The sequence below is a fragment of the Sphaerisporangium sp. NPDC051011 genome, assembly GCF_040653595.1.
Classification (GTDB): Bacteria; Actinomycetota; Actinomycetes; order Streptosporangiales; family Streptosporangiaceae; genus Sphaerisporangium.
Map to the genome: position 1 here is coordinate 1 of NZ_JBFAGG010000003.1, position 11,651 is coordinate 11,651.

Here is an 11,651-nt window from a genome sequence, read left to right on the forward strand (position 1 = left end):
GGACACCGGCCACGGCCGTGCCGGGCATGCGCTGCGGGCGGCTCAAGCGCGGCTCGGCCACCACCTGGCGAACGTCGAGGACGCGAGCGGCCCGCCGGCCGGAGCAGGCGCGGCCTGGAGCGAGGACGCCGCCGATTCCCCGAGCCTCGAAATCGGGTTGCGGCTGGTCGAGCAGGTGGCGTGCCGGCCGTGGTCGCGGGCACGTGAACTCGCCCTCGCCGTGGGATGCAGCCCGGAGCGGGTGGCGCGGTTGCTCGCCTCGGCGGGCGCGGCCGGCCTGATCGAGGGCACACCGTCCGCGGGCTACCGCGCGTCCCTGCGTCTGGGCGGCTGGTACCCGGCGCGCCTGCCGGCCAGGCTGGCCGGCGCCGCCGGTGAGGTCCTGAGCCGCCTGGCCGACGAGCACGGAATCTGCGCGTACCTGACCACGCTGGTGGGAGCCAAGAGCATCACGGTGGCCGAGGCGATCGCGCCCGGCGAGCTGCGCACGGCCTCCTGGCTGAATCGTCCCTTCCCTCTCACCGGTTCGGACGGTGCCCCGGCTCTGGTCTCGGCGATGTCGGATCCCGACATCGTCGAGCTGTTCACGACGACGGCACGGCCGACCGGCCGCAGGTTTCCCCGGACCGCCGGCGACTTCCTCACGGTGGTGCACGACGTCCGCCGGGACGGGTCGGTGATGATCAGTGAGTACGGCGAGAACGGTCTGGCCTCGGTGACCTCACCGGTGCACGGGCTCGCCGGCGAGGTCGCCGCCGCGGTCTGCCTGGTCGGCCCTCCGCGGGAGGTCGAAGCCCACCGCGTGCGACTCCACCGCGAGGCGATCGGCGCCGCGGAGACGATCGGGCGCCGGCTTGCCGGTGACGCACTCGGCTGAGTTCGGTGTCCGCCCGGACCTCCCCGGTCATCGACGTCTGACTTCGTTCGAGCAGGCGCGCTGCATCGGCGTGTTCGAGTAGGCCGTCACCGGCCCACGTCGGCGACGAGCAATTCGGCGAGGTGGCGGGACGGGCGGCATGGCCGACAGTGGACAGGCCTGATCGCCCATAGTCACGTACTCCTGCGCAGAGTGACGGGTAGGGTGGCGCGGGCTCACCAGGAAGGTCGACGTGCCGAACCCATTCCCCTCTCTCAAGCCGCAGGAGTTGCTGCGTATCCTGCTCGCTCTCGGATACGAGGAGGTCGCCTGCAAAGGATCACATCGGAAGCTCGTCTGCGAGGGCAGGCAGAGGGTGACGTTCTCTTTTCATGGCGGGAGTATCGCCCCCGGGGTCGTCAGAGACATACTGGTCAAGCAGGTAGGGCTGGACATGGACGAGGCGTTGAGGGTGGTGCGAGGTGACCGGTGAGATCATTCACCTGATCGTCAGGGAAGATCGGGGTGGCCGCGATTTCTACGCCACGTCGCCTCAGGCGCCGGGTTTCCTGTACGGACGTCCCTCTTTGGGGGAATTGCGCGCCGAGCTTCAGGAGGCGCTCGAATTCCACTTCGAGGAGCCGGGGCCCTACGCGGTCCAGGAACATCACGAACGGCACTACGACATCGGAGACGGAGAGGTCGTCATCCGTACGGCCGTCGACGGCCACGCGGACGCGCGTCAGGCCACCCGTGAGGCTCTCGGCCGGGCGATCATTTCGGATCCCGCCCAAGCGGCGGGGCTCGTCTCCGCCCCCGCCACCGAACTGGGAGAGGTCGTCTACATCTGCGGTGTGATGTCCGACACCATCGGATGGGTCATGCAACAACTCGACCCGAGGGGCGACATCGCCAACGTCGCCGTCTCCGTGGCCGACGTCATGATCGTCACAGTGCCGTTCGCCCATGGCCGGATGGCGGTCGACGACGAGACGGCGACCATCGCCTCCAAGGCCTACACCCTGGAGACGAAGCTGTCCGAGGTGGTCCGAGACCTCAAGATCGTCACACCGACCGCCACGCTGCGTACCGGAATATGCGCGTAGGTCAGTGGGGCGCGGGTTCGCGGGTGGTGCGGGTTTGCATGGCGTGTTGGACGAGGGTGACCAGCACATTCTTGCTCGACTCCTTCTGCCGCGCGTCGCAGAGTACGACGGGGAAGTCCGGGCCGAGGTCCAGGGCCATGCGGATCTCCTCGATGTCGTACTGGCGGGCCCCCTCGAAGCAGTTGACCGCGACGATGAACGGCGTGCCGCGCCGCTCGAAGTAGTCGACGGACGGGAAGCAGTCGGCCAGGCGGCGCGTGTCGGCGATCACGACCGCGCCCATGGCGCCGAGGGCCAGTTCGTCCCACACGAACCAGAACCGCTCCTGGCCGGGCGTGCCGAACAGGTACAGGACGTGGTCCTCGCCGATCGAGATGCGGCCGAAGTCCATGGCGACCGTCGTGGTCTTCTTGGCCTCGATGCCCGACAGGTCGTCGACGCCGACGCCGCGGTCGGTGAGAATCTCCTCGGTGCGCAGGGGCCGGGTCTCCGACACCGATCCCACCATCGTGGTCTTCCCGACCCCGAAACCGCCCGCGATCAGGATCTTGATCGCGGTGGGCAGCTTCGCCCGGCCGACGTCGCGCCTAGAGACTCCGTAGTCCATTGAGCACCGCCTTGTAGGTTTCCAGGTCGAGAACGTCGGTCTCACGCACGGGTTCCTGGATGGCCACGAATCCTCTGTCGACGAGGTCGCCGAGGAGGACGCGCACGGTTCCGGCCGGGAGGTCGAGGTGAGCGGCGATCTCGGCGACGGACAACGGCCGGTCGCAGAGTTTGACGATCTTGTGATGCTCGGGGCCGAGACCGGGTTCCGCAGTGATCACGGGGTTGATGGTCACGACGAGGGTGATCAGGTCGATCTTGCCCCGGCTCGGCTGGGTGCGTCCGCGCGTCATGACGTACGGGCGGACGATGCGTCCGGCCTCGTCGTCGAGCCACTGCTCGTCCGCGCTGCCGTCGGAGAGGCTCGTCATGTGGCGCCCTCATTCCTTGGGGAAGGGTTCTCCGATCGTGCGGGGGAGGTGAGGTACTGCCCGACGCGGGCCACGAGCATGGCCATCTCGTAGGCGACGAGGCCGACGTCGGCGTCCTGCGCGCACAGGACCGCGAGGCAGGCGCCCTGGCCTGCCACGGTGACCACCAGATAGGCCGACTTCATGGCGACGATGGTCTGGCGTACTGCCCCGCCCTCGAAACGCTCGCCGACCCCCTGGGCGAGGCTCTGGATCCCTGCCGCCACGGCGGACAGGTGCTCGGCGTCGGCCTGGCCGAGCCCCCGCGACGACGCGAGGAGCAGCCCGTCCGTGGACAGGACGATCCCGTGCTCGGCCTCCCTCACCCGCTGGACCAGGTCGTCCAGCAGCCAGGTCAGATCGGCGGGGGAACTGGTCCTCTGCATCACTCGCTGTCCTCTTCTGCCTGTTCACGCTTGGCGCGGCGGCGCGGCAGCCCGGCCGCCTCCGAGCGCCCGCGTTCGGTGCCGCTCTGGAAGGAGCCCATCAGCCGCCGCAGCTCCTCGGGGGAGAAGCCGTCCTCCTCGTCCTCCCGGGCCTCGGCGGCGGGGGTGGCCGGCTCGTTGCGCAGTTCGGGCGCGAGGTGCGCCTGGGCGACGCGGCGGGGCAGGCCGGATGGGGTGAAGGTGGGGTCTTCCGCGGGTGTCGCCGCGGTGGGGCCGGGGTCGAAGGACGACGCCCGCGTGGGACCGCCGTCGCGTGTCCCGTTCACCGGGTGGCCGTTGCCGTTCGCGTGGCGGCCGTTCGTGGGGTGGAGGCCCGCGCCCTCCGGCGCCGGGGGAAGCCCGCCCGCGGGAGGGGAGGGGAGGGCGGCCGGGCGGGGGTCACCGGTGGTGATCGCGGGGAACTCGCCGGTGCGGTGCCGTCCCTGCGCGGGGACGACGGCACCGGGGCGCGGTGCGTCGTGTTCGTCGGTCATGGGCTCCGTGCCGGGTTCGAAGTCGGCGTCGCCGTCGATCAGCTCGCGGGGGATCAGGACCACCACCGTCGTGCCGCCGTACGGAGAGGCCTTCAGCGTGACCTTGATGTTGTGCCGGGACGCCAGGCGGCTGACCACGTACAGGCCGAGGCGCGGGGTGCCGGAGAGCTTGAACTCCGGCGGGTCGGTGATGCGCTCGTTGGCGTCGGCGAGGTCCTCCGGGGTCATGCCGAGGCCGCGGTCCTCGATCTCGACGACATACCCCTTGGCGACCTCCTGGCCGCTGACCTGGACCGACGCGTACGGCGGCGAGAACGAGACCGCGTTCTCGATCAGCTCGGCCAGCAGGTGGATGACGTCGCCGATCGCGCGGCCGGCCAGCTCGGCCTCGCCCATGGGCATCAGCGTGACCTGGGTGTAGTCCTCGACCTCGGCGAGTGCGCCGCGCACGACGTCGACCATCGGGACCGAGCGGCGCCAGGCGCGGCCGGGGGAGGCGCCGGACAGGACGATGAGGTTCTCGGCGTTGCGCCGCATGCGGGTGGCCAGGTGGTCGACGCGGAACAGGTCGGCCAGCTCGGCCGGCTCGGTCTCGCGCCGTTCCATGGCGTCCAGGATGGTGAGCTGCCGGTGGACCAGCGACTGCGTGCGCCGGGCCAGGCTGAGCAGGATGCCGCGGTAGCTGCGCCGCAGCTCGGCCTGCTCGACCGCGACGCGGATCGCCGTCTCCTGCACGGTGTTGAACGCCTGGCCCACCTGGCCGATCGCGTCGTTGCCCGTGGCGAGCGGCGGCGCCTCCTCGGCGACGTTGACGTCCTCTCCGTGGCCGAGCCGTTCGACCACGTTGGGCAGCTTGCGGCCCGCCAGCTCCAGGGCGGCGGCGCGCAGCTCCTCCAGGCGCTGTACGAGGGCGCGGGCCGTGGTGATGGCCAGGATGATCGAGGCGATGACGGCGATGAGCCCGAGCCCGCCGGCCAGCGCCAGCCGGACGACGACGCCGGTGGCGATCGGCCGGGCGCGTTCGACGAGCTTCGCGCCTCCGGTGGTGAGCACTTTCTCGACCTGCCCCTGGACCGCGCCGGTGGCCGACTTCCAGCGCGCGCCGTCCACGGGGGCGAGCTGGGGCCGGGGCGTGAGCATCAGCTGGTTCTCGAGGCGGCGCAGGCGGTTGTACGGCTCGCTCTTGGTCATCTGCTCGAAGGCCGCGCGGTCGGACGTGGGCAGCTCGGCGGCGACCTTGGAGAACAGGAACCGCTGGGTGCCGACGAGCTGGGCGAACTGTGCCCGCTCGCTCTCGCCGGGGCCGCCCGCGGCCAGGGATCCGGCGATCAGGGCGTCCTCCTGCGCGAGGAGTTCGCCGGCGCGGCTGAGCTCGATGAACGTGCGCGTGTCCTTGGCGAAGTCGGCGTCGTCCAGCGTGGCCATCGAGTCGTAGACGCGGAAGAGCGCGTCTACGACGCCGGTGATCGCGACGGAGGCGCGCCCGCGGTCGATCAGGCCCTCGTCCACCTGCTCGCGCATCGGGCCGAGGACCCGCAGCTCCTGGGTCGCCTCGTCGATGCGCCGCCTGAGGGTCTCACTGGCCGCGTCCTGGACGGACGTGCTCGTGACCTGCCTGCGGAAGTCGGCGCTCGCGTCGTCGGTCCTGGTCCGCTGCGCGTTCAGGGCGATGCGCTGCTGGCTGGAGCCGGGGGCGCCCAGCAGGACGAGCGTGAGCCTGCGCTCCTGCTGCAGTTCGACCCTCAGCCGTTCGCCGGGGTCGGCGATGCCGGAGTTCAGGGTGGCGACCCACAGGACGTTGAAGCCCTCACGCAGGGTGACCCAGGCTGCGAACCCCCACAGGGCGACCAGCGACAGCAGGAGCGCCGTGACCTTGGTCCGAATACGCGAATTACGGAAGCGCATAAGTCCATCCCTGGCGAGCGTCAGGAAGCTCATATCACGGTTCGCGGCGCATAAAGCTCAGGTCACGCTATCGTGCTCTATTGCGCCGCATCGCATGGCAATGAGGTATTCCACCGCATCGCACTGGGGAACCCTAGCACGATGGCAAATGGTTCTCCGACTGTTCTGTGTCACTTTTGTAAACATGTCGGGTTGGCTGTCGGGTTATGCGATTCGGTATCACGTTTGTCGGCTGATGTGCCCTCTAGTGCTCCGACGTCGTGACGCTCCGTGCCAGGTGGAGCGCCCCCGTGACCACGGCCCGGACGATCGCCACCGGCAGGTACAGGTCCTTGTCCACCCACATCGGCGGGTCCTCGACCCGCCCGGCGGACCGCAGAAGGTACTCCTGCCCCCGCTCGATCGCGGCCGACAGACGCCGGCTCCTGGCGCTCCCCGCGGTGCCGCCCCCGGCCAGCAGGAGCTGGTACAACGCGTACGCCGTCTCCTCGGGCGTGCCGTCCCACAGCCCCCAGGAACCGTCCGGGCGCTGGGACGAGAGCACCCAGTCCGCCGCCAGCCGCACCGGCCGGCGCGACGCCGTCCCGCCGAACTCGCCGAGCGCCAGTGCGCAGCACGCCGTGGCGTAGTACGGCGAGACGTGCCAGCGGTCCGTCCAGCTCCCGTCCGCCCGCTGCCGCGCGCACAGCCAGGCCGCCAGCCGCCGGACGGCCTCCGCGTAGCGCGGGCGCGCGTCGGGGCGGGCCGCCGTGAACTGGCCGAACGCGTCCAGCACGTGGGCGTTCACCGTCGTCGAGTGCCCGTCCTCGCCGAGCCACGTGCTGAAGTGCGTGCCGGTGTGGTACGCCCAGAGGCTGCCGGGCTCGCGCGGGGCGCCGAGCAGCGCCAGCGCGTACAGCGCCACCGACGTCGTGTCGGCGTCGGCGGGCAGCCCCGGCCCCGCCGCCACCCCGTCTGGGTCGATCCGCTCGCCGAGGCTCGCCACAAGCTCGTCCGGCACGTCCACAGGGATGCCGGCGCGCAGCAGCCAGCTCACCACCCACCCGCGCTCGAACACCGTGATCGGGACCGCGCACGGCACCGGGCCGCCCGACAGCCGCACGACGGCCTCCAGGTGCTCGTGCGCCAGCGGCGCCGACCGTCCGGGGCCGCCGGGCTCGCCCAGCCAGGCGGCCGTGGCGGCCGGGGACGCGCCCACCGTCCCCTCGGGGGTCACCACGACGGCGGGGGCCCGCACGGCGGCCTCGCCCGCGACCTCCAGGGCGTGCATCAGCTTCACCGGCAGGGGAGCGCCCTGCCGCAGACGCTCGCGGACGAGCCGCACCCGCGCGTCGTCCATGTCCTCGGGGAAGGGCAAGAGCGGGCAGGACTCCCACGCCCCGGGCACGGAGGAGCCGGCGAGGGCGCGGACGAGCCGGTTGACCGAGGTGACCAGCGCGGGGACGACGAGCTCGATCGCGGGCATGTCCGGCAGCGGCGCGCCGAAGCCCCGCCGCGCCCGGAGCCCGAGCGCGCGCAGGGCGCGTCCGGCGGCCTCCGCCACGGCAGGGGAGCAGGCGGGGGAGGTCCGGACGAGCTCGCCGAGCAGCGCGTCCGCCGCGCTCAACGTGGGGACGAGCGCGTAGTCCTCGTGCGGACCCCACAGGCCGTCCGGGCGCTGGGTGTCCACGAGGAACGCGATCCGCTCGGCGTGCCCGGTCAGCCACGGGGCCAGGGCCGCCAGCCGCCCCGTCTCGTACACCGAGGGCGAGGCGTCACCCCACGGGCGCGTCATGAGCCCGGACACCAGGGTTCGGGCCTCGGCGGCGACGTCGGCGGTCAGCGCGTCACCGTGAATGCTCATAAGTCGCCCCAGTAGTCGGCGAGCCGGTAGAAGCCCGCGCAGAAGTCCATCTGACGTTCGAGGTAGCCGGCGATCAGGGGGTCGCCGTCCCGCAGAGGCTCGATCAGCTCCCTGGCCCGGGCCGCCAGCGCGGCGAGGCGCCGGTCCACCTCCTCGCGGGGCGCGCCGAGCAGCAGGGCGTTCAGGTCGCCCCACTCCACGTCCCGCCGGTAGGTCCCGAGGTCGTTCAGCAGGCGGATCACCCGTTGCACGGCCGCAGCCGCCTCCCGCACCGCCGCGATGGCGCCGGACGGCGCGCCGGTGTGGATCAGATGGGAGACGAAGACGAAAGTGAAGCCCAGGTTGTCGGCGTTGCCGAGGTACTGCTCCAGTGAGGGGACCGTGCCCGCGTCGCGCCACTCCCGCTCCAGGCGCATCGCCGCCAGCATGACCCGCAGTTCCTCGCGCCAGACGTGCCCGAGCGCGGGGAAGGCGGGGGCGGCGGACAGGTCCCGCCGGAGGTCGGCCAGGAACCGCGCCAGGTCGTCGCCGGGGGCCGGGTCCGCGCCGTCGGCGGCGGCCAGGCACCGGCGGGCGATGTCGTCCACCTCGGGCGCCGAGGCCGCGACGTAGTCCACCTGCCAGTCGAGCCCGAACGCCCACAGGGTGGCCTTGTTGGCCACCGAGAGCCGTTCGGCGGTGAACCACGGGCCGCTGAACGCCATGGCCAGGGACAACGTGCTGGTCAGCGCGTCGTCGAACGGCTTGGCCGAGAACAGGCCCGGGTAGGCCTCGAGCCATTCGCGCATCTGCCGCTGGGAGCTTCCGGCGACCGCGCAGATCAGCCCGGACTCCGTGGCGCCCGGCCACTCGCGGGCGGGAGCCGTCATCGCGGGCCCTGCCCGGCGCAGTTCACGGGAAGCAGCCGGAGTCCCACCGTGCCGCGCGGGCGCAGCAGCGCCGTCGCCGCGGGCGCGGGGGTACGGCCGCCGAGCGCCGCCGGGCGGAACCGGCTCAGGATGGCGGCCATGATCAGCGGGGCGTCCATGTAGAACAGGTGCTTGCCGACGCACTGGTGCGCGCCGCCGCCGAAGGGGAAGTACGCGTACCGGTGCCGCCGCTCGCCGCGGTCGGGGGAGAACCGCTCGGGGTCGAACTCCAGCGGCCGGTCCCACACCTCGTCGAGCCGGTGGGTGACGTACGGGCTGATCAGCACCATCGAGCCGGCCTTCAGGCGCGTCCCGCCGAGGGTCTCGCTCCGCACGACCGTGCGGGGCAGCAGCCAGCCGGAGGGGTAGAGGCGCATGACCTCCTGCAGCACCATCTTGGTGTAGCGCAGCTCGGGCACGTGCGCGGGCAGGGCGGGGCCGGTGCCGACCACGCGGTCGATCTCGGCGTACACCTTCGCGGCCACCTCGGGGTGGGCCTCCAGGAGCGGCCAGGTCCAGGTGAGCGTCGACGCCGTCGTCACCGACGCCGCCGCGTAGATGCTGACGAGGTCGTCGCGGACGCGCCGGTCGTCGCGCGGCGTGCCGTCCGCCTCCTGGGCGCGGCACAGCGCCGAGACGACGTCGGAGCCGTCGGCCGCGTCCCGCCTGACCTCGCGGATCAACGGGAAGATGATCTCGTCGATGGTCGAGACCGCGGTCTTGAACGCCCGGTCTCCGGGCAGCGGCACCCGGTACGGCATGAACGGCAGGAGCAGCCGGGTGAAGACCGCCGCGTCGGCCGTGTGGTAGGCGGAGGTGAGGCGTTCGCCGTCCCGCAGGGAGATCCGGTCGCCGAACAGCACGCGCACGACGCTCTGGTTGACGATGGCGCCCATCGTGCGGGCGGCGTCCATCGGGTCCTTCGAGCGGGCGCGCGCTTCCAGTTCCTCGATCCGCGCGTCGACGGTGGCGGCGATCGTCCCGGCGAGCGCGGCGACGTACTTCGGCGTGAACAGCGGCTGGAGGATCCTCCTGCTGGCCTCCCAGCCGGGGCCGTCCCCGAGGATGCTGTCGCCGAGCAGGCGGCCGAGCGGCTGCCAGAACATGCCCTGGCGGCTGTAGTTGGTCCAGTTGTCGCGCATGACGTGCTGGACGTGGTCGGGGTGGGTCACCAGGTAGGGCCGCAGCACGCCGAGGTTCAGCCGGACGATCCGCCCGCCGGCCTGCCTGCCCAGCGCGGCCAGGCCGTTCGCGGGGTCGCGCACGATGGCCGGCGCCACCCGTGCCAGCATGTTCCGTTTCCTGGTACGGGCAGCGTTGATTTCGACCGGCATTCCGACGTTCTCCACCCTTTCAACGACCCAGAGGCGCACCGCTACGAGGGGTTCCTCGTCTCGCCGGGAGCTCTACGTCGAACACCGGGTGCCGCAGAAGCCGCAAACTTCCCAAGCGGCTACTCTTACGGCAAAGTGACACATGATCGAGTTGATATCACGATCTTCTGACCTGGAGCAAGATTTTCGGTCAATGGTCCGGCCGACTACGGCAGGTTGTACTGTCCGGATATCCGCCGTCATGAGGCTCGTGACCGGTACGCCCTGGGCTGGGCTAGTCCCGCCGCCAGTGTCGGCACACATCGGGGACCCGAGCGTGGAACCGGTGTCGGTGGGCCTGATCGGAGCCGGTCCCTGAAGGCCGCCCTGAACCGCCGAGCGGAGCGAGGCCATGGGCAGGTTCGGGGCGCGGCGGTGTTCTGGAGGAGGAGGGAGGAAGGGGTGAGGAACGAACCCCTTCCGAGTGACGACGGAAGAACGCCGCCTAAAGGAGCGCCCCGAACCGCCGAGCGGAGCGAGGCCATGGGCACAGCGCCCTGAACCCGCCGCGCTGGAGGCGGCAATGAACCCAGTTGATACGGTTCCGGTGACGCGCGGCGTGGAGCGAAGCCGGTGTGAGTCCGGCGCTGTCCCGCAACTGTGAGATCCCCCCGGATCGAGCCAGGTCGCCTCCTGCCGCGCCGACGTCGTCAACCCTCGTGGAAAAAGGGTGATCCGTCCCACATCACGGGTCCCTCGTTTCCCGGCAACAGGAGGAACCCACGTGAGGCCCGTACGCACGGCCTTGGCGGGCGCGTTGCTGGGTGCGCTGACGCTGGCCGGATGCGGCCAGCCGACCGGCACCGCAGAGACCACCCCCGCCCCCGCCACATCCCCCGGCGAAACCGCGCAGGCCGCGGGCTTCCCGGTGACCGTCCAGGCCGGCAACGGCCCGGTGACGATCGCCAAGAAGCCAACGAAGATCATCTCTCTGTCGGCCAGCCATACGGAGACCCTGTTCGCGATCGGCGCGGGCCCTCAGGTCCTCGCCGTCGACGACCAGTCGAACTACCCGCCGGAGGCGCCCAAGACCGACCTGTCGGGGTTCAAGCCCAACGCCGAGGCGATCATCGCCAAGCAGCCCGACCTGGTCATTGTGTCCAACGACATCGACGGCGTCGTCGCCGCGCTCACCAAGGTCGGCGTCCCGGTGCTGCTGGAGCCCGCAGCCACCAAGCTGGACGAGGCCTACGACGAGGTCACCGACCTCGGGGCGGCCACCGGCAACGCGGAGAAGGCCGGCCAGGTCGCCGCGGACATGAAGCGACGGATCGACGCGTTCGCCGCCGCCGCGCCCAAGGGCAAGAACCTGACCTACCTCCACGAGCTGGACAGCACGCCGTACTCCGTGACCTCCAGCACGTTCCTCGGCCAGATCTACGGCCTGTTCGGGCTGACCAACATCGCGGACAAGGCGCCCGACACGGCCGGCGGCTACCCCAAGCTGTCCAGCGAGTTCGTGGTCAAGGCCGACCCCGACCTGATCTTCCTGGCCGACATCAAGTGCTGCGGCCAGTCCAAGGAGACCCTCGCCAAGCGGCCGGGCTGGGCCGGGCTCTCGGCGATCAAGAACGACCGGGTGATCCCCCTGGACGACGACATCGCCTCCCGCTGGGGGCCGCGCGTCGTCGACCTCGTCGAAATGGTGGGCGAGGCCGTCGGGAAGGCCTCCGGCTGAAACCCGCGACGGTTTCCACCGAGCCCCCGCCCGAGTCCCCGGCGCCC

Annotated in this window: 11 protein-coding genes and 1 riboswitch; of the genes, 4 read left to right on the forward strand and 7 right to left on the reverse strand. The window is 71.4% G+C overall.

Annotated features, from left to right (window positions below):
• The 3 genes from AB0H21_RS07325 to AB0H21_RS07335 form a co-directional block, all read left to right on the forward strand.
• On the forward strand, positions 1 to 877 hold an 877-nt coding region (locus tag AB0H21_RS07325; protein ID WP_358513056.1), incomplete at its 5' end, for an IclR family transcriptional regulator C-terminal domain-containing protein.
• A gap of 232 nt (positions 878 to 1,109) precedes the next feature.
• Entirely contained in the window at positions 1,110 to 1,349 is a 240-nt protein-coding gene (locus AB0H21_RS07330) for a type II toxin-antitoxin system HicA family toxin (RefSeq protein WP_358513058.1), read from the forward strand.
• Complete coding sequence (locus tag AB0H21_RS07335; RefSeq protein WP_358513060.1) at positions 1,339 to 1,962, forward strand: hypothetical protein; 624 nt, start codon at positions 1,339 to 1,341, stop codon at positions 1,960 to 1,962. Before AB0H21_RS07330 ends, AB0H21_RS07335 begins: the two co-directional genes overlap by 11 nt.
• Before the next feature lies 1 nt (position 1,963).
• Here the strand turns inward: AB0H21_RS07335 and AB0H21_RS07340 are convergent, their stop codons facing one another.
• The 7 genes from AB0H21_RS07340 to AB0H21_RS07370 form a co-directional block, all read right to left on the reverse strand.
• Entirely contained in the window at positions 1,964 to 2,569 is a 606-nt protein-coding gene (locus AB0H21_RS07340; protein ID WP_358513062.1) for an ATP/GTP-binding protein, read from the reverse strand.
• The gene (locus AB0H21_RS07345) at positions 2,550 to 2,939 is read right to left on the reverse strand and encodes a DUF742 domain-containing protein (protein ID WP_358513064.1); all 390 of its coding nucleotides are present in this window, start codon (positions 2,937 to 2,939) and stop codon (positions 2,550 to 2,552) included. Before AB0H21_RS07345 ends, AB0H21_RS07340 begins: the two co-directional genes overlap by 20 nt.
• A complete protein-coding gene (locus tag AB0H21_RS07350) occupies positions 2,936 to 3,364 on the reverse strand; it encodes a roadblock/LC7 domain-containing protein (protein WP_358513066.1) in 429 nt (142 codons plus the stop codon). The genes AB0H21_RS07345 and AB0H21_RS07350 overlap by 4 nt, the downstream gene beginning before the upstream one ends.
• Complete coding sequence (locus tag AB0H21_RS07355) at positions 3,364 to 5,802, reverse strand: nitrate- and nitrite sensing domain-containing protein (protein ID WP_358513068.1); 2,439 nt, start codon at positions 5,800 to 5,802, stop codon at positions 3,364 to 3,366. Before AB0H21_RS07355 ends, AB0H21_RS07350 begins: the two co-directional genes overlap by 1 nt.
• A gap of 244 nt (positions 5,803 to 6,046) precedes the next feature.
• Positions 6,047 to 7,645 carry a prenyltransferase/squalene oxidase repeat-containing protein gene (locus AB0H21_RS07360; RefSeq protein WP_358513070.1) on the reverse strand — a complete coding sequence of 533 codons (1,599 nt, stop codon included), beginning with the start codon at positions 7,643 to 7,645 and terminating at the stop codon, positions 6,047 to 6,049.
• A complete protein-coding gene (locus AB0H21_RS07365; RefSeq protein ID WP_358513072.1) occupies positions 7,642 to 8,514 on the reverse strand; it encodes a terpene synthase family protein in 873 nt (290 codons plus the stop codon). Before AB0H21_RS07365 ends, AB0H21_RS07360 begins: the two co-directional genes overlap by 4 nt.
• Entirely contained in the window at positions 8,511 to 9,845 is a 1,335-nt protein-coding gene (locus AB0H21_RS07370) for a cytochrome P450 (RefSeq protein ID WP_358513074.1), read from the reverse strand. Before AB0H21_RS07370 ends, AB0H21_RS07365 begins: the two co-directional genes overlap by 4 nt.
• A 603-nt stretch (positions 9,846 to 10,448) precedes the next feature.
• A riboswitch (cobalamin riboswitch) is annotated at positions 10,449 to 10,582 on the forward strand.
• Positions 10,583 to 10,650: 68 nt separating this feature from the next.
• Here AB0H21_RS07370 and AB0H21_RS07375 point away from each other — a divergent pair.
• Positions 10,651 to 11,604 carry an ABC transporter substrate-binding protein gene (locus AB0H21_RS07375; protein WP_358513076.1) on the forward strand — a complete coding sequence of 318 codons (954 nt, stop codon included), beginning with the start codon at positions 10,651 to 10,653 and terminating at the stop codon, positions 11,602 to 11,604.
• The last annotated feature ends 47 nt before the right edge of the window (positions 11,605 to 11,651 follow it).